The sequence below is a fragment of the Rossellomorea sp. y25 genome (assembly GCF_038049935.1).
Lineage (GTDB): Bacteria > Bacillota > Bacilli > Bacillales > Bacillaceae_B > Rossellomorea.
Genome location: NZ_CP145886.1, coordinates 425,958 through 447,060, shown reverse-complemented (window position 1 = coordinate 447,060; position 21,103 = coordinate 425,958). Strand labels below are relative to the sequence as shown.

The following is a 21,103-nucleotide window of genomic DNA, read 5'->3' as shown; positions in this document are numbered from 1 at the left end:
GATTCCGGAGGTCCGTCCCTCAAAAAAACCACTTGCCGAAGCAGCAAGTGGTTTTTTGTCAGTCTAGTAATAATGGATGGGTCATGACGTTGTAGCTTTGGTCTTTGTTTTTTAGCTCGTTTCCGTCTTCGAAGACACTTTCGAAGAAACGGGAGGCTGGTTCTGCGAGTTCTTTGTAGTATTCTCCGAACAGGGAGGCTGCGTGTGCTCCCAGCCACTTTTCAGGCAGCAGCTCTTCTGGTAAGCCTGGATCGACGAAAAGGAATTTGCGGTATTCATGGACAAGCTTCGTTCGTTCAACGAAGCATTCAGCATCGCTCATCTGTCCTTTTCCGATTTTACTTTTATCAATCATGTATTTTTGACTGTAGTGAGAAATGAATTCCTGGTAGCGGTCATTGATTTCTTTAAGGTCCCAGCTTTTCTCGATCAATCGTTGATTCTCATTGGGCCCTTCATATCCAGCAATGAAGAAATCGACGTATTCTTTAATATCGTATTTTCCAATTAGGGTTTGTACTTGTACTTCTAGATTGTTGGGAGAAATCCACGTGCTCGTCGAAAGAGTTCCGAATCCGCTCCAAACCAGTTCCTTTCTCAGTTCATCCCGGATGCTCCTAATCTCTTCAGGAATCGAGTACATAAGGATTCTCCATTTACCGTCCCATTGTTCGGGTTTGAGCTTAAAAATCCTCTTTGCCGCTTCTTCCATACGGGTCACTCCGCGTTCAGTCAGGGAGTAGTAGCTTTTGTTCCCCTGTTTCTCTGCCTGAACCCAACCTTGCTTATTCATTCTCGAAATAGCTGCCCGGACCGCTTGATCGTTGTGACCAAATTCATTAAGCAAGCGAATCAAACTGCCAATCCATATCTTGTTGCCATAGTGTCGTATATAATCCCCATATAGTGTAAAGATCATTGATCGTGTATTCATCGGTGCCTCTCCTTTAGATATATTCCGTTTGTTTATGACGTTTAATTTACGTTTAGTTTATATATTATCATAAACATTCTATGAAAATAAATGAATATTCTTGATTTTTCTATTTCTACAGCACAAAAAAATCAGGCTCATTTACAGAGCCCGACCCTCAATGATACATCCTCAACATCTCCAGCATTTTCACAAAATCATACGTATTTACAACCTGCTCTTTTGACCAATTTGTCTCGATCCATTCCACAAGCTCTTCCTGGCTGTTGAACACTTCCCCGCTCGTGTCGGCTTTTCTTACCATGAACCTGCCGTTGTCCTCATCAGCGACGACCAGACATGGAATCTCACTTTCTTTTGTCATGATTTCAAATTCCATTCTCTCACCTCACTTCTATCTTTTCTAAAAATCAAATGTTCTAATCACAAAAAGAGCCCTGGACAAACTGGGCTCTTAAGATTCTATGTTCTCTACTAATGTCGCGATTCCCTGGCCTACACCGATGCACATGGTAGACAAGCCGTACCGTACCTTTCTCTTTTTCATTTCATACAGAAGGGTGGTAAGGATACGTGCTCCACTTGCTCCCAAGGGATGACCGAGGGCAATCGCTCCTCCATTCACATTGACGATTTCTTCTTTCAGCCCAAGCTCCCTGATGCAGGCGATGGATTGAGCAGCGAATGCTTCATTGAGCTCCACTAAGCCGATTTGGTCCAGGGCAAGGCCAGACCGTTTCAGTACCTTCTGTGTGGCATAGATCGGTCCCAGTCCCATCACTGAAGGTTCAAGCCCTGAGGTGGCTGATGTCATGTAGCGGGCCAGCGGTGTAACGCCTAATTCTTCAGCCTTCTCTCTGCTCATTAATAAGAGAGCAGATGCACCATCATTGACTCCGGATGCATTCCCTGCCGTCACTGTTCCTCCTTGGAATAAGGGCTTAAGCTTCTGCAGTTTGTCACTATTGGTATCGGGTCTTGGGTGTTCATCGATCTGGAAGATTGAGATATTCCCTCTACGGTCCCGTAATTCGACGGGAACAATCTCTCCTTTAAACCGTTCTTCATCCATGGCACGTTTCGCTTTCATTTGGCTCCAGTAAGCAAAGTGATCCTGTTCTTCCCTTGAAATGCCGAACTGTTTTGCCACGTTTTCGGCTGTTTCCGGCATAGAATCGGTTCCGTACTTTTCTTTCAGGCGGGAATTAACGAAGCGCCACCCTATCGTCGTATCGAACATTTCCATATTGCCCCTTGGGAAATCCTTTGAAGGCTTTGCCATGACGTAGGGAGCACGGGTCATACTTTCAGTCCCGCCTGCAATGAAAACATCCCCTTCATTAGCCAAAATGGCTCTAGCCGCATAGTTCACAGCGTCCAGTCCAGAACCGCATAAACGGTTGATGGTGGTAGCCCCGACTTCAACTGGGAGGCCTGCCAGGAGTGTCGACATCCGGGCTACGTTCCGGTTGTCTTCCCCGGCACCGTTTGCATTTCCAAGTACCACCTCTTCAATCGTATCCACCGGGACGAGGGGATTTCGTTCGACGAGGGCTTTAATAACATGTGCACCCAAATCATCAGGACGCACCTCTTTTAAAGAGCCTTTGTACTTTCCAATCGGAGTACGGACAGCATCGACAATCACAACCTCTCTCATGACTGGTGCTCCTTTTCCATTGTTTCCGAGTAATCGTAAACGCCCTTACCAGTTTTTCGGCCAAGACGTCCTGCCTTCACATACTTTTCTAAAAGAGGGGCCGGGCGATACTTTTCTCCAAGCTTTTCATGAAGGTACTTAAGATTATTCAATCGTGTATCCAGTCCGACTAAATCTCCCAGCTCAAACGGACCCATGGGATAATTTAACCCGAGCTTGATCGCTTTATCGATTTCTTCAGGAGAACCGAGTCCTTCCTGGAGCATGTAAAAGGCTTCATTCCCAACGAGGGCAGAGATTCTACTTGTGACAAAACCAGGGAACTCATTGATGACCACCGTTTCTTTCCCCATCAGGCGGGCAACTTGCTGGATGACCTCCGCCGTTTCATCACTTGTTTCCAATCCCTTCACGATTTCAACGAGTGGCATTTTATGTACAGGGTTGAAAAAGTGCATGGCAATGACTTTGTCAGGCCGTTTTGTAAAGGAGCCGATTTCAGTCGGGCTCATGGTGGAGGTATTCGTTGCCAGGTAGCAATAGTCCGGGGCATGCGCGTCCAGCACTTCAAATACGCCACGCTTGATGTCTGTCTTTTCCGGAACGGCTTCGATGACCACATCGGCATCCCGTACGGCAATCAAAAGATTCGTTGAATAACTCATAAGCTCTTTTGCTTCTACGTACTGCTGCTGAGTGAGCTTATTCCTTTCTATTCCTTTTTGAAAAATATGCTGAATCTCATTCCTGGCATGATCCAACTGTTCTTGTTTAATATCAACCAGTGTGGTCCGGAAGCCTCCAACTGCACTTACATAGGCAATTCCTCTTCCCATTACACCGGAACCTACTACCACAATATGCTGTGTCATGTTTTGTTTCCCCTTTCTTGCAATAAGGGGTTGACCCTGATAGGACAACCCCTGCTTGTTAATGTCTTCTTATACACCAAATGGATTTAACGGACGGTTACCGAAGTAAGAAATGATACTCTTTGTTTCTGTGTAAAGGTCGAGCGTTTCAACGCAAAGCTCACGGCCGAATCCGGACTGCTTGTAGCCTCCGAATGGAGTACCCGGGAATGCGGAGAACGGGCAGTTCACCATCACGATTCCGGCTTGGATCGCTTTCGATACTCTTGTCGCACGGCCATGGTTTTGAGTCCAAACAGCTGAACCGAGACCATATTCACTATCGTTGGCCATTTTGATCCCTTCTTTTTCATCTTTGAATTTCATTACCACAACGACTGGTCCGAAGATTTCTTCTTTTACAACCTTCATATCGTGATTCACGTCCGTAATGATGGTCGGCTCATACCAATAGCCCTTTTCGAAACCTTCTACTTTTGCAGGACTTCCACCAACCAGGATTGTGGCTCCTTCTTCTTTGGCAGATTGAACATAACCGTCGATCGTATCCAGCTGCTCCTGGTTGATGATCGCACCGATATGAGTTCCTTTATCGTGGGGGTCAGCCAGTTTCAGTTTCTTCGTCTTTTCAACGAACTTTTCCATGAACTCATCGTAGATATCTTCGTGTACATACAATCTGGAGCGTGCTTCACAGGACTGACCTGTATTATAGAAGATTCCGAAAAGGGAACCATCCACTGCTGCATCAACATCTGCATCTTCAAAAACGATATTAGGTGATTTCCCTCCTAATTCAAGAGTCACTCTCTTTAACGTTTGGGACGCTTTTTCCATAATGTTTTTACCGATAGGTGTTGACCCTGTGAAGGCAACCTTATCAACCTTTTCATGCTCAACTAAGTAATTCCCGACAGTGGAACCTGCACCAGGAATGACGTTTACAACCCCTTCAGGAACTCCTGCTTCAATACAAATTTCACCAAGTACAATGGCTGTCAACGGTGTAAGAGTTGCAGGTTTTACGACAACCGAGCAGCCCGCAGCAATCGCCGGTGCAATTTTCCACGCTGCCATCATCAATGGATAATTCCACGGAATGATTTGAGCACATACACCGACCGGCTCTTTCTCCGCAACATTCATGAATTGACCCGGTACATTATTGACCGTGCCACGATGGCCCACAATCGCTCCTGCATAGAATTCAAAGTCTTCGATCGCTTGCATCACTTGACCTTGTGCAGCGGATAGTGATTTCCCGCTATCCATGATCTCAAGAGAGACAAGTTCATTAAAACGTGATCTCATAATGCCTGCAATTTTATTGAGCACGCGGGAACGCTTATTGATCGGGAACTTCTTCCACTTACCGTAGTCAAACGCGTTTCTCGCTGCTTCAACCGCTTTTTCAGCATCTTGGGCGGATGCAAGTGATACGGTGGCAATGGCTTCACCTGTTGCTGGATTATACGTCGTAAAGGTTTCACCCGAAACGCTTTCCATACGTTGACCGTTGATCACCAATGAATAATGCTCTCTTTTCATTTCAAGGACTTCAAAGCTTTGCTCTTTAACTGTAGACATAACTCCATCTCCTTTTAGGTTGATTTATTTTCCGTGAAAGGCTGGTCTTCGTTTCTCCATGAAGGCTGCCACACCTTCGCGATGATCTTCTGTCTGACCTGCGATCCGCTGGGCACAGGCTTCTTTTTCTAAGTATTCGTTAAAGGATAGATCCGCGCTCCCCTTTAATAAGCGCTTCATCAAGCCGATTGCTTTCGTCGGCATGGCGGCGATTCTTTCGGCAAATGCAGCTGTTTCTTCCTGCCACTGGTCGAGAGAGATGATTTTTGTGACCAAGCCAAGCTTTTCAGCCTCTTCTGCTTTTATTTTTTCGCCAAAAACAGCCAGTTCCAGCGCTTTTGCATAGCCAACAATCTTCGATAAGTAATAGAGGTTACCTGAATCCGGTACTAATCCAACGTGAACAAATGCTTGCACAAAGCTCGCCTTCTCTGAAACGAGCCTGAAGTCACACGCCAGGGCCAGGCTGAATCCCGCTCCTGCTGCCACTCCATTGACGGCGGCAATCACCGGTTTCTCACACTGCTCAATTTCTTTCACCATAGGGCCGTAATTATTTCTAAGCACCTCTCCATGATCCATGGATTCATCTACTTCACTTAAATCCTGCCCCGAGCAAAAAGCCCGGCCTTCACCTGTAATCACGATGGCTCTCACTTCTTCATTTCGTGAAGAGTCCTTCATGGCCTTTTGGATTTCCAGATTGAGTTGACGAATGAAAGCATTCAGTTTATCCGGGCGATTTAAGGTAATCCAGGCTACGTTATTTTTCACTTCATATTTAATGGTTTCGAACATGATGCAGCCCCCTTATTTTCCTTTGAATTCCGGTCTGCGTTTTTCCACAAAAGCCTTCATGCCTTCTTTCTGATCTTCAGAGGCAAAAAGAAGATAGAAGTTCTTCCGCTCATATTGCATCCCTTCATAAATCGAAGAATCAACGGCTTTATGAACAGATTCTTTGATCAATCTCAAGGAAAGCGGTGGCTTGGCAGCTAATTTCTTCGCAAATTTCTCTGTTTCTTCTATTAATAATTCTTTCGGAATCGCGCGGTTGATGACTCCCCACTCAAGGGCTTGAGTTGCTGTAAACATGTCTCCCGACAACAACCATTCCATCGCCCTTGATTTACCTATCAGCTTGGTGAGCCTCTGGGTTCCGCCCGCTCCAGGCATGACTCCAAGATTCACTTCAGGGAATCCGAAGCTTGCATCCTCAGAAGCGAATAGAATGTCGCAGCAAAGAGCTAACTCAAACCCGCCCCCTAACGCAAACCCCTGGACCGCCCCGATGATCGGTTTCTTGATCCAGGCAAGGCGGTCCCATTCCGTGAATTGATTCAAGAGCTCTAAATCTATGGCACCGTCTTCCGCCATTTCATCAATGTCTGCTCCTGCAGCGAAGGCTCTGCCCCTACCAGATAAAACAATTGCTTTTACACTGTCGTTCCGGTCGAATGCCTCGAAAGCATTGACTAACTCCGATACCATAGGACGATTGATGGCGTTAAGAACTTTAGGTCTATTCAATTCAATAAAACCAAGTCCGTCCCTCTCGCTCACTACGATATATTCGTACTCTTTACTCATTCACTTCTTCACCGATCATAAGAGTGACTAACTCTGCGGCGAAGCCCATAAGGTCCTTCCCGGAAGCTTTGCCTTCATCGGATTTCATGGCTGCTTTCATCGCTTCATGATTGTCATAATACATTTCGCACATTAAGTAGTATTTGCCTTCTCCGCCCATAGGTGAACCGACGATTTTCGTTACATCCATCTTTTTAAGGCCAGGAATTTTTGCTGTGATCGGAGCGTGGGTATTGAAGTAATGTTCATCGAACTTCTCTTTGTTTTCAGGGTGCTTATACAATGCGATTAGTTTTACCATAGTGGAATCTCTCCTTTGATTTTCAGTAGTTTTATAGATACTTCACATCATTGTCGATATTGGTTTCATGGCTTCGAACGGGTTGCGGCATTGCTTGCAGTATAGAATGCTTCTGCAGGCGGTGGGACCGAACAGATTCTCCATGGAGGTATAGGGGGAATCGCAATATGGACAATGAATCTCCCAATATTCTTCCCCATTGAATTGTTCAGGCGGAGGTGCGATGCCGAATTCCTTCAGTCTCTCCCGGCCATTTTCGGTTAACCTGTCTGATGTCCAGGGAGGAGAATAAACGAACTGAACCTGCACGGATTGAATTCCAAGCTGATCCCGACACGCCTTCTCCACATTCCCTTTAATTATTTCCAATGCAGGGCAGCCTACAAAGGTTGGCAGGAGTTCAATCATCAGGGCATCTTCCTGGTGATGTATGCGATTGACCATTCCAAGATCTACAATGCTGATGGAATCAATTTCAGGATCTTTCACTGTTTGAAGAACTTCTAAAACGGTTGCAGTCATATTCCTTCATCCTTTACCAGCTTGCTGCGGGATTTGTGTTATAGACTTCGCTTAATGTAGAAAGTGCCGTATCCAGTTCAGGGGTGTGTTCACCTAAGCGACCATTCCCTTTTTTCATGTTTACATTCGGAGGAAAGGATAGTTGAGTAGATTGGAAGACAGGTTGAAGGGCCAGCTCCCATCGTTTCGTTAAGCTTTCTTCTCCTTCGATCAGAGCCATAAGGGACATTTCTTTCCCCATTGGCCCCAGGGTCAGAACTCCCTGGAATTCATTTAATACTCGTTCAATCGCCTTATTCATTCGCTCCCTTGCTTCCCCGCCGGCATTCATTAATTGAATGAACCAGGTTTTCCAGTGCAGCAGGTGATAATATAATTCTGTGTTGATTTTGATCGCCATTTCGGCAAGTGGTTCATAAGAGGAGTTCTTTAACGAGTCAATTCGCACCTTTTTGACGACGCTGTAGAAATAATGTCTTACAACAGCAAAGGCCCAGTCGTAACGGGGTTCTTGTAAGTAGTTTCCGGGACCATTCACTTCTTCCAGTAAGATGGCATTTCTGCGTTCTGACGCCTTCCTTCCATGTGCCAGATGGTCCTGATCCCCTTCCCCTAATTCTTCAAGGAGCTGATAGAACATGGTGGCATGCCCCATCGTGTCTTGATTAATGGAGGAAAACGCGACATCCTCTTCAATATGAGGAGCGAGTCCCAGCCATTCAGAACCGCGGTAAGCAAGGATGAAATCGTCGTCGGCCAGTTGATAGAGCAGGCTCAGAAGCGCTTCTTTATAATCTGCGTTCGGAAGGTCATTTGGACTTTTCACTTTCATTTCTTCTTCACCAACTCTCCCCATGACATGATTTCTTTCTCATCGAGCATTTCCTGTTCGTACTGTCTCCACTTCTTCTTCAGATAACCGTAGCCTTTGGCGTTTCGGTAATCTTTATTATCAAGACGACCGACACTCTCTCTTTCCTCGGGTGTCATCATCCGGACGTCCGACCGCTTCACAACCCATATATCCGAGACCGGCTCTCTTCTCATGAAATTCTCTTGAGCCATCACCATGGCAAGCTCATGGTTGGGTGCCAACAGACTGAATTGATGCTGCATCTGCGCACCGTCCGTCCTCTTACTAAACACTTCAAATTCCTGATAAAAGTTCTGCCCCTTGTCAGACATCCAACTCATTCCTTTCTAGCTTACTTGGTCACTAGGGCTTAATGCTTCCCGAACCCACGCATTATTGTCGTAGGATAATTCTCTTAAACGAAGGCGATCCTTTGATTTCGGACCTTTGTTCCGAATGATCTCCTTGAAGCGGTCCCAGTCGGGCTGCTTATAGATCCATAAATCCTTTTCTTCGTCGAAGTACATCGTCTCATCGGGAAGAGTCAGTCCTAACGACAGCATCCTCGGAACATATTTCGTGAAAAAGTCCTGTCTCAGCTGTTCATTTGTTTTCGTCCGGATGTTGTACTTGATGGTGATATCCTGCTTAGAGGAACCTGTCGTTTTCGCGTCACCAGGTCCAAAGAACATAAGAAGCGATTCCCACCAGCGGTCCACTGCATCCTGAACTAATGCCCTTTGCTCAGGAGTTCCTTCTGCCAGGGCCATGATGATGGCTTCACCATGCTGTGCGTGGAACACTTCTTCCGCACAAATCCGCTTTAGCGCACGGGCATATGGACCGTATGAAGCATGGAGCATATTCGTCTGTGTGATGATCGCTGCCCCGTCCACAAGCCAGCCGATCAATCCAGCGTCTCCCCAGGTAGGTGCCTCCATGTGAAAGACGTTATGAAACTTTAAATCTCCTGAAAACAAATCTCTCATAATGTGCTCACGTGTTTTCCCGTAAGGCTTCATTAAATCTTCTGCTACACGAAGCAAAAGCTGTCCATGGCCCATCTCGTCCTGAACCTTCGCCATGATTCCAAGCTTCCTTCTTAGTGTAGGTGCTTTCGGTACCCATTCCTTCTCGGGAAGTGCCCCCATGATTTCACTGATCCCATGCATGGAAATCAGCTTGATCAGTGCATTTCGATATTCATCCGGCATCCAATCATCCGCTTCGATCTTTTCGTCATTTTCAATCTTTCTCATAAAATGAGCCATACGCTCTTCGTCCGTCAGTTGTTGATTTGATAATACGTCACTCATTGTATCTCCTCCTTTATCACACAGTTACTACGCGGGAACTTTATTGTGTGATAACTTTTTTTCTCAAAAAAATTTATTGATACATGGCTTCTCCTCTAAGATCCACAATCCGGATGGCTTTCCCTTCTGAACGGGGGATTTCTTTCGGTCCCCTGATTTTCACATCCATGGAAACATAGCAACGATCTTTCATGAGACTTTTCACTTTTGCTTCCAATTGATTCAAGTGTTCATGATTTAAATCGTTAGACACTCCTTGAAAGCATTCATCTGTGACTTCAACCTGCAGCTCCACTAAATCGAGTGCCCCTTTCTTCTTTAAGTGAACCTGATAATGTGGTGCAAGCTCATTTATTTGAAGTAGGAAGTGTTCCATTTCAGATGGAAACACGTTCACACCTCTGATGATGAGCATGTCATCCACTCTTCCTTTCACTCTGGACATCTTTACCGTTGTTCGCCCACATAAGCATGTTCCGTTCTGAATCGAAGCGATATCTCCGGTTCTATAGCGGATGATTGGAAAGGCTTCTTTTGTTAAACTTGTAAACACAAGCTCACCGATTTCCCCTTCTGGGAGAGGCTCTAATGTATCAGGATGAATGACTTCCACGAGAAAATGATCCTCTGCAATATGGAGACCATCCTGGACTTGGTGACATTCCATCGCAACCCCTGGTCCAATGACTTCGCTTAAGCCATAAATGTCGCACGCTTTAATATCCATCTTTCTCTCCAATGTTTCTCTCATCGCATTAGACCAAGGCTCGGCCCCGAATATTCCATATCGCAAGGATAGTGAAGCCGGATCCTTCCCCTGTGCCTCCATTGATTCTGCTAAATTGAGAACGTAAGATGGCGTGCCGCATATGACCGTGGGCTGAAAATCTTCCAATAATGTAATTTGTCTGGACATGTTTCCGCCTGATACCGGCACCGTGATCATCCCAAGCTTCTCACTTCCATAATGAAGTCCCAAACCTCCTGTAAACAGTCCATATCCGTATGCATTATGCAGGACGTCCCCCGGTTTTCCACCTGCCATGGCAATGGCCCGGGCCACAATTCCCCCCCACATGTTGATATCGTTCTGGGTATACCCTACAACCGTTGGCTTGCCACTTGTTCCGGAAGAAGCATGGACCCTTACCATTTCTTTACGCTTGACCGCGAACAGGCCAAAAGGGTAATGCTCCCGTAAATCATTCTTTTTTGTAAGCGGTAACATTTTTAGGTTTGACAAAGACGTTATATCCTGTGGCTTCAGACCTCTCCTGTCAAATTGCTCACGATAAAAAGGGACTCGTTCATACACATAAGCAGCAATATGTTGTAATCTCTCCAGTTGAAGGCGTTCCATTTGCGATCGACTGGCAGTTTCAATCTCATGCAAAATCAACGTATCGGCCTCCTGTCACTATATAAAAATATATTTATATAACGTTATTAATTCGTTTATGTAATTATGTGTTATATTTATCTACTCAAAAGATAACGTGTCTGTTGAAAATTGTCAATATATTTTCAGAAAATTTCATCAAAACGCATTCATAGGCTGCTGAGTGAGAAGAGATCTTGGGGAAAGGTATCTTTCTGGTGCGAGGCATAGAGGGGCGTGAGAATCCGTTTCGCCGTTATATTTGGAATATCGCCGTTAAAATGAAAATTTCGCCGTTATCCTATCGGAGGTTTCTATGAACCAAGTAAAATATAGCTTTTATTTGATAAGTGAGTAAAAAGATTATGTCATTTTCTATAAAATAACGATTTTCTCGCATAGGATTCTTACTTATGCCAACCGAGGCCGGAAAAACCAACAAAAAGCCTGCTTTGAAATCACTCCAAAGCAGGCTTTTCTTATTATTCAGTGGCCGGTTTAAGCGTTGTCTCCTCTTTGATCGCTTCTTCCTGCAACTCTTTATCTCGTTTGATTCTTCCATTTCCGACTGACAGGGCCACTCCCACGCCAATCGCGATAAAGATTAAACCTGTCAAGAATACAGTTGTGAAGGCATCAGACCATGCTGTTTCAATGGAAGCAATCACGATGCTGCCAATCTCTTTCGGAACTTCCAGTAAACCAGGTGTGACAAGCAGGCCGAACAGGGCATCTGTTTTCTCACTTAACCCTGCAAGGATTTGACTTGCAGCTGGATTATCCTGCTGTGCCGTCACTTCCTTCATATTCTCTTGAAGTGACTGATTCATAACGGCGTTCAATACTGTAATCCCAATCGTTCCACCGATCGAGCGGAAGAAGGTGGCCGATGATGTGACAGCCCCCAATCGGGACTTAGGAAATTCATTTTGAACAGCAATCATAAGTGTTGGCATCACCAGACCCATTCCAAATCCCATGACCACCATAAAAAAGTATGCTGTATATTCTTTAGAATCCGGACCCATCGTACTCATCAAGAAAAAGCCGACTACAGTAGTGAGCATACCTGCCGTAAGGACGGTGCGGTATTTCAGTTTCAGCAATAATCTGCCTCCGATGATACTTGCCATAATCATCGCGATCATCATTGGAGTCATCGTAGAACCTGCCTGGGTTGGTGTAACTCCGAGAATACCCTGCATGAACATCGGTACAAACATAATCGCTCCGAACATTCCCAGACCAAGAAGGAAACCTAACGCATTCGTCGTCGCAAACACTCTATTCTTAAACAGGCTTAGATCCAGGATTGGTTCTTTTGCTTTGTTTTCGATGAAACCAAACAGAAGCAGTAACACGATGGCACCACCAAAAATCAGAAAGCTAGTTCCTGACGTCCACTCGAATTTGTCTCCTCCGAAATTCAACCCTATCAGTAATAGCACTAACGCCGGAATCAGGGTGATGATCCCCAAGTAATCAATGCTTACCTTATCTGTCGGGCGTCCTACATTTTCATACTTCAAACCGATGAACAATAGGAGTGCCGATAATAAACCAAATGGTACGTTTATCAAGAAAATCCAGTGCCAGCTGATGGTGTCCACAATGAAACCGCCAATAAATGGACCGATCACGGAGCTTAATCCGAATAATGCTCCAAATACCCCCTGCCACTTTGCACGCTGTTCAGCTGTGAAGATATCCCCAATAATCGTTTGGGACAGGGGCATGATCATTCCTCCGCCAATCCCTTGAAGACCGCGATATAGAACGAGCTGCTCCATGGAAGTGGCCGTTGCACACAAGCCCGATCCGATAATGAAAATGATGACCCCAATCAAATACAATAAACGTCTACCATATAAATCCGATAGTTTCCCCACGATTGGTGTAACAGTGGTGGAAGTAATTAAATAAGCCGTGGTTACCCACGCAAAAATAGAAAAACCGTTTAGCTCAGCGATAATAGTTGGCATTGCTGTCCCAACTACGGTTTGTTCAAGTGCACTAAAGAACATCCCGATAATTAAACCGGTTAGCACTAAGCGTTTATTAATCCCTGGTTGTACTGACATATGTGTTCTCTCCTTATTCTTCTGTATTGTTCTCAACAGCTGCAGCGAGCTTCTCGTAAATCGTTACCAGTTGATTTACATCTTCTTCATCAAGATAAGCGAGATACTTTGAAAAAATTTCTTTCCTTTTAGCTTTTCCTTTCTCGAAAACCTCATGTCCTTCAGAGGTTAGTTCCAGCTTCACAATTCTGCGATCCTTCTCATCTCTTTCCCGGATAACAAAATTGTTTTTAAGTAAACGGTCGATCATCACCGTGATCGCACTGGGTTTTACATCGAGCTTATCCGCAAGTTCCGTTGATTTTGTTCCTTCCGATGTGGAAAGGAGATAAAGAATATAAAACTGGGGACCTGTTAAGTTCATTTCTTTTAATGAGGAAGCCAGATCTTGTTGAATATGACGATTCGAAATTTGAAAAGCTGTAAATAAACGATCTATATAGGAATGTTTAATATGTTCTAAGTCCACTTTACCCCTCCATCTCTTTTCATGTCATTAATATTTAACCTGTTTAAATATTAATTAGGTTACGTAAAAAAGTCAATCCTTTTTTCTCCATGTATTCTGCTTAAAAAAAGTCAGAAAAAATCCATAATAAAAACTTTTATAAGTAAATGCTTACATTGGATTTTTCCATTTACATCCCAGTTTCCACTCTTTATAATCGGGTTGATTGTTTTTAAAACTACCGTTACTGAAAGGAGCTTGCTCCAAGATGAAACAAGTTCAATCCTTACTAAATATAACTTTGGGCGCTTTTTTGATTGCGCTGAATATACATTTTTTCTTATCACCAAATAGGATCGGCACAGGTGGGACCAGTGGTGCAGGCATCGTTCTATCACAATTCATGGATTTACCTGTTGGAGTGATTATGTTTGCACTCGATATGATTCTATTTATTCTCGGCTTACTTCTGATCGGCCCCAGCTTCGGTCTGAAATCGGTCTTCGCAAGCCTCTCACTAAGTGGCATGGTATGGGCTTTAGAGGTGTATCATCCCCTCCATAATCCCATTGGTCATGATGTTCTCATTCAAATTGTGATTGGTACGCTCATTGGGGCCATTGGAGTCGCAATGATCTTTAATCAAGAAGCTTCCGCCGGTGGAACGGGGGTTCTTGCCAAGATCATTCACAAGTTCACAGGTCTTGAGCTGGGACGCGCAGTCCTCGCATCTGATATTCTGATCGTCATTTCGTCTGCCTACTTATTCGGACTTCAGATTGGTTTGTATGCATTCTTTGGATTGCTATTGAAGGGAATGATGATTGACAGAACTCTTCAGTTTTTCAATGAAAACAAAGAAGTAGTGATCATCAGCGAGCATAGTGAGGAAATTAAGCAATTTATTGTCGGAGACCTGGAAAAAGGAGCAACGCTGCATTCAGCTAAAGGCGCATTTTCAGATGATCAAAAAGAAGTCATCACGACCATTCTTGATCGCAAAGACTTCTCGAAATTAAAATCATATATTCAATCAACCGATGAAAAAGCATTTATTACCGTACACAGCATGAATGAAATATGGGGACAGAATTTTAAATCCTTCGCTTAAGAGGTTTTTAAGTGGATGATTCAGTCAGGTGTTTTCTCAAATCTCAACCGATTTTGAAGACACGTGATTATGGATCATCCTCTTTTTCGTATATGATAGGTACTATGAAATATTAGATTGAATGGATGATGAACGTGAAGAAGAGACAAACCGCAGAGTTTAGAGTATATGGGCAACTGAAGGATGCCTTACTGGCCAGAAAGATCGCCCCGGGAACCCAGCTTGTCGAACAAGTCATCTCTATGAAGATGGCTGTAAGCAGAACCCCCATTCGACATGCGTTGAAAAGACTTGAATTAGAAGGACTGGTTCAGATCATCCCAAACCGGGGAGCTTTTGTCGTCCATCCCACAAGAGAAGAGATCATCTCTTTCTTCGAGTTAAGGAAGGAACTTGAATACCTTACCGTTAAGTATGGTCTGCCTAAAGTTAAAAAAACCGACATGCCGAGGCTCTACACCTTTCTTAAGGATGAACAGGAAACCTATAGACAAAAGGACCTGTTAAAATATGTAGAACTCAATAAGCAGTTTCATCTATTCCTGGCCGAAGTCAGCGGGAATAAATTCCTGATGCGCTACATGGATGAAATGCTTACTCAGTCCAACGTCTATCTATTCTTATTTGATGTATTTTATCATGTGGAACCCGGCGAAAACGTACGTTTCAGAGAACACGAAGAAATGGTCAAAGCCATCGAAAACCGCGATCAACAAACCCTGCTGGAATTAATCGACCTTCATATGAAGCATAGTTTTGATGACTTACGTTTAGAGGATAATGGATATTCATCATTGGAAGATGTTTTGGAGGACTAACATAAAAAGGCGGATTCTCAAGCTTTAAATGCTTGTGAATCCGCTTTTTCATTTAGAATAATTTCGTCGTCCAGTTTTCACAGTTCCATACTTCCGTCGCCACATCCTGATAGAATTCAGGTTCGTGACTGATTAAAAGGACGGTACCTTTATATTCTTTAAGGGCACGTTTCAATTCTTCTTTTGCCTCTACGTCTAAGTGGTTGGTCGGCTCGTCAAACACCAGGACATTCGATTCTTTGTTCATCAATTTACATAGTCGTACCTTTGCTTTTTCTCCCCCGCTCAGTACTTCTACCTTGCTTTCGATATGCTTTGTCGTCAGTCCGCATTTTGCAAGGGCGGCACGCACTTCTGCTTGATTTAGGGATGGGAACTCATTCCACACCTCTTCGATGCACGTATTATTATTCTTTGTCTTGATTTCCTGCTCAAAATAACCAATATGAAGATAGTCTCCCAATTCCACTGAGCCTGATATTGGTTTGATTTCTCCTAAAATACTGCGTAGAAGAGTCGTCTTCCCGATCCCGTTCGCTCCAGATAGGGCAATCTTCTGACCGCGCTCCATCTTGAGATTGAGTGGCTTCGACAATGGTTCATCATATCCAATTACAAGGTCTTTCGTTTCAAAAATGACCCTGCCAGCGGTTCTCGCTTGTTTGAAATGAAACTCTGGCTTCGGCTTTTCGGCAGCCAGTTCAATCATATCCATCTTATCCAGCTTCTTCTGACGTGACATCGCCATGTTACGGGTCGACACACGCGCTTTATTGCGGGCAACGAAATCCTTCAGCTCTGAAATTTCCTGCTGTTGTCTCTTGAATGCAGATTCGAGTTGCTGCTTCTTCATTTCATGAACCCGTTTGAATTCATGATAATCTCCCGCGTAACGATTCAATTCTTGATTTTCCATATGATAAATAAGATTAATGACACTATTTAAGAATGGAATATCATGTGAGATCAGGATAAACGCATTTTCATATTCCTGCAGATAGCGTCTCAACCAATTGATATGCTGCTCGTCAAGGTAGTTAGTAGGCTCATCGAGTAAAAGAATATCCGGTTTTTCCAGTAGAAGCTTGGCCAGTAAGACTTTCGTTCGTTGCCCTCCACTTAAATCGTGGACATCCTTATCCAACCCTATATCATCTAATCCAAGGCCACGGCCAATTTCCTCTACTTTTGCGTCTATGATATAAAAATCATTATTTGTCAGGGCATCCTGTAGTGTCCCTGTTTCCTCGAGCAATTCTTCCAGCTCTTCCGGAGATGCTTCCCCCATTTTGGCAAAGAGCTCATTCATTTCTGTTTCCATATCAAACAGGTATTGAAAGGCTGTCTTCAACACATCCCGGATTGTCATGCCCTGCTTCAACTGTGCATGTTGATCCAGATAACCGATACGGATCCGCTTCGCCCACTCCACTTTTCCTTCATCGGGCTCAAGCTTACCTGTAATGATATTCATAAATGTAGACTTTCCTTCTCCATTGGCACCGATCAAGCCGATATGCTCACCCTTTAACAAACGGAAAGAAACGTCATTAAAAATCGCACGGTCACCGAACCCGTGAGTTAAGTTTTTGACTGTTAATAAACTCATATAGTAAACACCTTTTCTTTATATACTAAACTTCGCTCTCTCTATTATAAGGGTCATTTTGCTTAGAAGATAGAGGGAAATGAGCTGATGCTTTTTTCTTCCTTTACTCCATCGCACCCGCTACATCGTAGTCGGAAGGATCCAGTTCTGTAGGTTCACCGAGTGCAAGCTTCGCAAGCTCAGAACCAAGATATGGGCCGACCGTCAGTCCGGATGCCCCAAGTCCATTCGCTACCAGCACCCCAGGAAGTCCAGGCATCGTTCCGAAAACGGGGAGAAAACCTGGAGTGAACGGGCGAAACCCCACCCTTGTTTCCATCACTGTACTGTCATGGATGCCGGGTGCTACTTCCATCGCTTTGTGAAGAACTTCATGTAAACCACCTGCTGTCACCCGGCGGTCGAGGCCGACATCATTTTCATGGGTCGCACCTGCGACAACTCTTCCCTCAGGAAACGCGAGAAGGTATTGGTCATTCGGTGGCATGACAACAGGCCACCCATTCGTTTCTTCACCCTTTACCTGTAAATGAAGAATTTGCGCTTTTTGCGAAGATACCAAGAAGTTTATTCCCACCGGTTCAAAAAGTTCCTTCGCCCAAACACCTGCTGTGACAATCACTTCATCTGCTGCAAGCTTTTGTTCGCCTATCGTGACACCTGTGATCCTGTTTTGTTCTTTCAGAAGCTTGGCATCCCCTTGCCGGAATATCGCCCCGTTCTTTTTGGCTCCATTAATAAGCGCCTGCCGCATCGCTCTTCCATCAACTCGTGCAGCCCCACTTACATGAACAGCTTGATACTCTTCAGATAAAAGCGGGAAACGTTGACGTGTTTCCTCAGCCGTAAGAATAGTGAGTTCACCGATTTCAGGTGCATCTTCCCTGCGCTTTTCCGCTCTCTCAACCATTTTTCGAAGCTTATTTTCATCTGTATGCAGACTGATCGCTCCTACTCGCTTATACCCTGTTTCTGATTCTCCGTCAGCTTCCAGCTGTTGAATGATGCTCGGATAATACTTCGCCCCACCTTTGGCCAGTCGATACCACACTTTATTCCGACGCTGCGACAGCCATGGACAAACAATCCCCGCCGCTGCATCCGTTGCTTGTCCAGGGTCCTGACGATCTACCACTGTGACCTCTGCCCCTGCCTTAGCAAGATGATACGCCGTAGAAGCACCAAGTATTCCCGCACCCACAACAATATATGATTTCATTTAAAACACCTTTTCATTACGTTTTTTCTTTATTTTACTTGAGAAGGAGGGTGAACTCAATGGAGGTGCGGGTTTCAGCGAATGGATTTAGTTGTACCAGGTACAATTCAAAGCATCTATCCCGCGGTACACATACATCATGACAACACCAAAAACCACCAACAATTCCAGACAATTCTCACTACTTTTTCCGAAATAGATTGACAAGTTGTTTTGATTCATGATAAAAATTGTATAACCTAATATTGAATAAGCTTTGATGGAAACAAGTAGCATACATTTCCCTGTTAAAGAGAGCCGGTGGTTGGTGTGAACCGGTACAAAGATGATTGGTGAATTTCGATTCCGGAGCTTCTTTTGACGAGATCAAAAGACGGTTAAGGCCGTTATGTGTGAAGAGTGATGAGAATTGTTTTCTCATAACTAGGGTGGTACCGCGATATCCAAATCGTCCCTACGATATGTAGGGGCGATTTTTTTATTTTGTTTGGCATCGGCTCCCCCCACACGTCAATAATACAGAAAACAGAAAGGAGAATGAGAATGAGTCAACGCGAACAATGGTCATCAAAGATTGGCTTTATATTAGCGGCAGCAGGGTCTGCGATTGGATTGGGGGCAATTTGGAAATTCCCTTATATCGCTGGTCAAAATGGAGGTGGAGCATTCTTCCTGATCTTCATTCTATTTACTTTATTACTCGGACTTCCATTACTATTGGCAGAATTCTCAATCGGACGGACAGCCGGAAGCAATGCCGTTGATTCGTATCGAAAAATCGCTCCTGGTACGCACTGGCACTGGGTCGGGATTCTTGGAATGGTTACATCCTTTATCTTACTTTCCTTCTACAGCGTGATCGGGGGATGGATTGTTGTTTATTTATTTAAAGCCATTACGGGTCAATTGAACAATCTTTCCTCTGACCAATACGCAGAAGTATTTGGTGCGACGATCTCAAATCCTGTAACAAGTGTATTCGTTCAATTCCTTTTCATCTTGATGACCATCTTCGTGGTTGCTAAAGGGGTTCAAAAAGGTATTGAGCTGGCCAGTAAAATCATGATGCCGGCATTATTTATTTTATTTATTCTCTTGGTTGTTCGTGCTGTAACCCTTGATAATGCGGTGGATGGAATCACATTCCTGCTGCAACCAGATTTTTCAAAAGTGACATCACAAACGATTTTGGAAGCGATGGGACAATCGTTCTTCACACTAAGTGTAGGTGTATCGGTGATGGTGACATACAGTTCTTATCTGCCGAAAACACAGAGTCTGCCCAGATCAGCCATTTCCATTGTGGCTATGAATATTTTCATTGTACTGTTAGCAGGATTGGCCATTTTCCCTGCGGTCTTTGCCTTTGATTTAGAACCTGGGGCTGGCCCTGTACTACTGTTTAATGTTTTACCAACCGTTTTCAGTCAAATTCCTTTTGGGATGTTCTTCTTTATTGCGTTCCTTGTTCTGTTCTTGTTCGCAGCGTTAACATCTGCATTCTCCATGCTCGAAATCATTGTTTCGGTCATTTCAAAAGGAGAACCTGAGAAGCGCAAGAAATGGTCTTGGATCATCGGACTTGCCATCTTTGTTTTCGGTATTCCGTCGGCATTATCGTTTGGGATTCTTGGGAATATCACGCTATTCGATAAGACCATTTTTGACTTGGCTGATTTCGCTGTCAGCAATGTGCTGCTTCCGATTGGATCACTGCTTATTGCACTGTTCGTACCTATGAAAATGAAGAAAACAGCACTTTACGAAGAGTTGAAGCAAGGAAGTGGATTGAAGCGGGGATTATTCGAAGCCTGGTTCTTCCTGATACGTTTTGTGGCTCCGTTGCTAATCGTTATTGTCATGCTTGATGTATTGGGCCTATTCTAATAAATGATAAAAAAGGGTTGACCTGTCAATAAGGTCAACCCTTTTTCGTTAGACCCCATACCCCATAATGACTCCGCATGCGAGCCGTTTCCCCGCATCTCCCGAGGGCTGGGATCTGTAGTCATCCGGGCTTTGATGGATGATGACCCCTTTGCCTATGACGTCTTTCACTTTGAATTTATTTGTAAAAAAGGACATTTTAGCGTATCCGTCATTTGAGAACAGTACAGGAAAATCACCCGCATGATTACCATGAGGCTGGTTCGTCGGATTCCAATGTCCCCCGGCAGAAGAAAAGGGTTCCTTTGGGTCCCCTATTTCACAGACTCCCTTTTCATGTAAGTGAAATCCATGAGGCCCGATCGGATTTTGATCACCTTTTCCTTCCCTATATGATGGTAAACCTGTTATCTCTGCATATACTTCCACCCCATTTTGCACTTCCCGAAAAAAAATATACCCTTGCAATCCTGGTGCTAATGGACCTCCCTGTATTTGAGCGAAGGCCATGTCAGGTGCGTTTCGATAATATGAATAGCCAGGATAGCCATACTGATAATAATTCATCATTGGTTCACCTTCCTTCAAGACATTTTATGTTGAAAGTGTGGGTGACATGATGAAAATACCAGAACTTCTCTTTTTAACCAAACGTTTGTTTAACCTCTAAAAACCTTGTCTACGCAATGGTTCATCCTCTCAATCAAACGTTTGTTTAAATTTCGGCTAATGGGATTGATACATTGACGGCTAACCCGTAAGTCCTCACCCATTCTTCTATTGGATCCTACCTTTAAAAACTAAAAAAATCCCCACCCGTATGCTTAAAGAGAGAAAAATGTGATTGGTTTTATTTTCCTACTACTATTATCCCTTTTCATTTTGTCCAAAAAATGTTATATTTTCAGAAACTTCAG

Annotated in this window: 21 protein-coding genes and 1 other annotated feature; of the genes, 3 read left to right on the top strand and 18 right to left on the bottom strand. The window is 44.2% G+C overall.

Annotation, left to right across the window (positions count from 1 at the left end):
- Window positions 1-58: 58 nt before the first annotated feature.
- The 15 genes from paaX to AAEM60_RS02260 all read right to left on the bottom strand — a co-directional run bounded on the left by paaX (window position 59) and on the right by AAEM60_RS02260 (window position 13,563).
- Window positions 59-934, bottom strand: coding sequence for a phenylacetic acid degradation operon negative regulatory protein PaaX (paaX, locus tag AAEM60_RS02330; RefSeq protein ID WP_299741406.1), 876 nt, complete (start codon window positions 932-934; stop codon window positions 59-61).
- A gap of 157 nt (window positions 935-1,091) precedes the next feature.
- Window positions 1,092-1,313, bottom strand: a complete 222-nt coding sequence (locus AAEM60_RS02325) for a hypothetical protein (RefSeq protein WP_299741405.1) — start codon at window positions 1,311-1,313, stop codon at window positions 1,092-1,094.
- 75 nt (window positions 1,314-1,388) lie between these two features.
- Entirely contained in the window at window positions 1,389-2,594 is a 1,206-nt protein-coding gene (locus tag AAEM60_RS02320) for an acetyl-CoA C-acyltransferase (RefSeq protein WP_341357302.1), read from the bottom strand.
- The gene (locus AAEM60_RS02315) at window positions 2,591-3,466 is read right to left on the bottom strand and encodes a 3-hydroxyacyl-CoA dehydrogenase (protein ID WP_299741403.1); all 876 of its coding nucleotides are present in this window, start codon (window positions 3,464-3,466) and stop codon (window positions 2,591-2,593) included. Before AAEM60_RS02315 ends, AAEM60_RS02320 begins: the two co-directional genes overlap by 4 nt.
- 69 nt (window positions 3,467-3,535) lie before the next feature.
- Window positions 3,536-5,053 (bottom strand): aldehyde dehydrogenase family protein, encoded by a 1,518-nt coding sequence (locus AAEM60_RS02310; RefSeq protein WP_341357301.1) that lies wholly within the window; start codon window positions 5,051-5,053, stop codon window positions 3,536-3,538.
- 24 nt (window positions 5,054-5,077) lie between these two features.
- Window positions 5,078-5,851, bottom strand: a complete 774-nt coding sequence (locus AAEM60_RS02305) for an enoyl-CoA hydratase-related protein (RefSeq protein WP_299741401.1) — start codon at window positions 5,849-5,851, stop codon at window positions 5,078-5,080.
- A 12-nt stretch (window positions 5,852-5,863) separates the two neighbouring features.
- Window positions 5,864-6,643, bottom strand: coding sequence for an enoyl-CoA hydratase-related protein (locus tag AAEM60_RS02300; protein WP_299741400.1), 780 nt, complete (start codon window positions 6,641-6,643; stop codon window positions 5,864-5,866).
- Window positions 6,636-6,944 carry an EthD family reductase gene (locus tag AAEM60_RS02295; RefSeq protein ID WP_113968569.1) on the bottom strand — a complete coding sequence of 103 codons (309 nt, stop codon included), beginning with the start codon at window positions 6,942-6,944 and terminating at the stop codon, window positions 6,636-6,638. The genes AAEM60_RS02300 and AAEM60_RS02295 overlap by 8 nt, the downstream gene beginning before the upstream one ends.
- Window positions 6,945-6,986: 42 nt before the next feature.
- Window positions 6,987-7,466: a 1,2-phenylacetyl-CoA epoxidase subunit PaaD gene (gene paaD / locus AAEM60_RS02290; protein ID WP_299741399.1), complete on the bottom strand. Its 480-nt coding sequence runs from the start codon at window positions 7,464-7,466 to the stop codon at window positions 6,987-6,989.
- 13 nt (window positions 7,467-7,479) lie between these two features.
- A complete protein-coding gene (gene paaC / locus AAEM60_RS02285) occupies window positions 7,480-8,298 on the bottom strand; it encodes a 1,2-phenylacetyl-CoA epoxidase subunit PaaC (protein WP_341357300.1) in 819 nt (272 codons plus the stop codon).
- Window positions 8,295-8,651, bottom strand: coding sequence for a 1,2-phenylacetyl-CoA epoxidase subunit PaaB (gene paaB, locus AAEM60_RS02280; protein ID WP_113968566.1), 357 nt, complete (start codon window positions 8,649-8,651; stop codon window positions 8,295-8,297). The genes paaC and paaB overlap by 4 nt, the downstream gene beginning before the upstream one ends.
- Before the next feature lie 15 nt (window positions 8,652-8,666).
- Complete coding sequence (paaA, locus tag AAEM60_RS02275; protein WP_341357299.1) at window positions 8,667-9,635, bottom strand: 1,2-phenylacetyl-CoA epoxidase subunit PaaA; 969 nt, start codon at window positions 9,633-9,635, stop codon at window positions 8,667-8,669.
- 73 nt (window positions 9,636-9,708) lie between these two features.
- Window positions 9,709-11,034 carry an AMP-binding protein gene (locus tag AAEM60_RS02270; protein ID WP_299741396.1) on the bottom strand — a complete coding sequence of 442 codons (1,326 nt, stop codon included), beginning with the start codon at window positions 11,032-11,034 and terminating at the stop codon, window positions 9,709-9,711.
- Between the two features lie 461 nt (window positions 11,035-11,495).
- Complete coding sequence (locus AAEM60_RS02265; RefSeq protein ID WP_299741395.1) at window positions 11,496-13,094, bottom strand: MDR family MFS transporter; 1,599 nt, start codon at window positions 13,092-13,094, stop codon at window positions 11,496-11,498.
- Window positions 13,095-13,107: 13 nt separating this feature from the next.
- Complete coding sequence (locus AAEM60_RS02260; protein ID WP_299741394.1) at window positions 13,108-13,563, bottom strand: MarR family transcriptional regulator; 456 nt, start codon at window positions 13,561-13,563, stop codon at window positions 13,108-13,110.
- 247 nt (window positions 13,564-13,810) lie between these two features.
- Between AAEM60_RS02260 and AAEM60_RS02255 the strand changes: the two genes are divergently transcribed.
- Together AAEM60_RS02255 and AAEM60_RS02250 are read left to right on the top strand one after the other, a co-directional pair.
- Window positions 13,811-14,653, top strand: a complete 843-nt coding sequence (locus AAEM60_RS02255) for a YitT family protein (protein WP_299741393.1) — start codon at window positions 13,811-13,813, stop codon at window positions 14,651-14,653.
- A 134-nt stretch (window positions 14,654-14,787) separates the two neighbouring features.
- The gene (locus tag AAEM60_RS02250; RefSeq protein WP_299741392.1) at window positions 14,788-15,471 is read left to right on the top strand and encodes a GntR family transcriptional regulator; all 684 of its coding nucleotides are present in this window, start codon (window positions 14,788-14,790) and stop codon (window positions 15,469-15,471) included.
- 52 nt (window positions 15,472-15,523) lie between these two features.
- Here AAEM60_RS02250 and AAEM60_RS02245 read toward each other — a convergent pair whose 3' ends face one another.
- Both AAEM60_RS02245 and AAEM60_RS02240 read right to left on the bottom strand, forming a co-directional pair.
- Entirely contained in the window at window positions 15,524-17,080 is a 1,557-nt protein-coding gene (locus AAEM60_RS02245; protein ID WP_299741391.1) for an ABC-F family ATP-binding cassette domain-containing protein, read from the bottom strand.
- Window positions 17,081-17,183: 103 nt separating this feature from the next.
- Window positions 17,184-18,299: an FAD-dependent oxidoreductase gene (locus tag AAEM60_RS02240; RefSeq protein WP_299741390.1), complete on the bottom strand. Its 1,116-nt coding sequence runs from the start codon at window positions 18,297-18,299 to the stop codon at window positions 17,184-17,186.
- Between the two features lie 247 nt (window positions 18,300-18,546).
- Window positions 18,547-18,758, top strand: a binding site (T-box leader).
- An 84-nt stretch (window positions 18,759-18,842) separates the two neighbouring features.
- Between AAEM60_RS02240 and AAEM60_RS02235 the strand changes: the two genes are divergently transcribed.
- Window positions 18,843-20,186: a sodium-dependent transporter gene (locus tag AAEM60_RS02235; RefSeq protein ID WP_299741389.1), complete on the top strand. Its 1,344-nt coding sequence runs from the start codon at window positions 18,843-18,845 to the stop codon at window positions 20,184-20,186.
- A 48-nt stretch (window positions 20,187-20,234) separates the two neighbouring features.
- On the opposite strand, the gene AAEM60_RS02230 is transcribed toward AAEM60_RS02235, so the two are convergent.
- Complete coding sequence (locus AAEM60_RS02230; protein ID WP_299742621.1) at window positions 20,235-20,753, bottom strand: superoxide dismutase family protein; 519 nt, start codon at window positions 20,751-20,753, stop codon at window positions 20,235-20,237.
- Between the last annotated feature and the right edge of the window lie 350 nt (window positions 20,754-21,103).

Excerpts from the sequence above, each read along its gene's own strand:
- paaX (WP_299741406.1), bottom strand. The coding sequence starts at position 934 with ATGAATACACGATCAATGATCTTTACACTATATGGGGATTATATACGA.
- AAEM60_RS02325 (WP_299741405.1), bottom strand. The coding sequence starts at position 1,313 with ATGGAATTTGAAATCATGACAAAAGAAAGTGAGATTCCATGTCTGGTC.
- AAEM60_RS02320 (WP_341357302.1), bottom strand. The coding sequence starts at position 2,594 with ATGAGAGAGGTTGTGATTGTCGATGCTGTCCGTACTCCGATTGGAAAG.
- AAEM60_RS02315 (WP_299741403.1), bottom strand. The coding sequence starts at position 3,466 with ATGACACAGCATATTGTGGTAGTAGGTTCCGGTGTAATGGGAAGAGGA.
- AAEM60_RS02310 (WP_341357301.1), bottom strand. The coding sequence starts at position 5,053 with ATGTCTACAGTTAAAGAGCAAAGCTTTGAAGTCCTTGAAATGAAAAGA.
- AAEM60_RS02305 (WP_299741401.1), bottom strand. The coding sequence starts at position 5,851 with ATGTTCGAAACCATTAAATATGAAGTGAAAAATAACGTAGCCTGGATT.
- AAEM60_RS02300 (WP_299741400.1), bottom strand. The coding sequence starts at position 6,643 with ATGAGTAAAGAGTACGAATATATCGTAGTGAGCGAGAGGGACGGACTT.
- AAEM60_RS02295 (WP_113968569.1), bottom strand. The coding sequence starts at position 6,944 with ATGGTAAAACTAATCGCATTGTATAAGCACCCTGAAAACAAAGAGAAG.
- paaD (WP_299741399.1), bottom strand. The coding sequence starts at position 7,466 with ATGACTGCAACCGTTTTAGAAGTTCTTCAAACAGTGAAAGATCCTGAA.
- paaC (WP_341357300.1), bottom strand. The coding sequence starts at position 8,298 with ATGAAAGTGAAAAGTCCAAATGACCTTCCGAACGCAGATTATAAAGAA.
- paaB (WP_113968566.1), bottom strand. The coding sequence starts at position 8,651 with ATGTCTGACAAGGGGCAGAACTTTTATCAGGAATTTGAAGTGTTTAGT.
- paaA (WP_341357299.1), bottom strand. The coding sequence starts at position 9,635 with ATGAGTGACGTATTATCAAATCAACAACTGACGGACGAAGAGCGTATG.
- AAEM60_RS02265 (WP_299741395.1), bottom strand. The coding sequence starts at position 13,094 with ATGTCAGTACAACCAGGGATTAATAAACGCTTAGTGCTAACCGGTTTA.
- AAEM60_RS02255 (WP_299741393.1), top strand. The coding sequence starts at position 13,811 with ATGAAACAAGTTCAATCCTTACTAAATATAACTTTGGGCGCTTTTTTG.
- AAEM60_RS02245 (WP_299741391.1), bottom strand. The coding sequence starts at position 17,080 with ATGAGTTTATTAACAGTCAAAAACTTAACTCACGGGTTCGGTGACCGT.
- AAEM60_RS02240 (WP_299741390.1), bottom strand. The coding sequence starts at position 18,299 with ATGAAATCATATATTGTTGTGGGTGCGGGAATACTTGGTGCTTCTACG.
- AAEM60_RS02235 (WP_299741389.1), top strand. The coding sequence starts at position 18,843 with ATGAGTCAACGCGAACAATGGTCATCAAAGATTGGCTTTATATTAGCG.
- AAEM60_RS02230 (WP_299742621.1), bottom strand. The coding sequence starts at position 20,753 with ATGAATTATTATCAGTATGGCTATCCTGGCTATTCATATTATCGAAAC.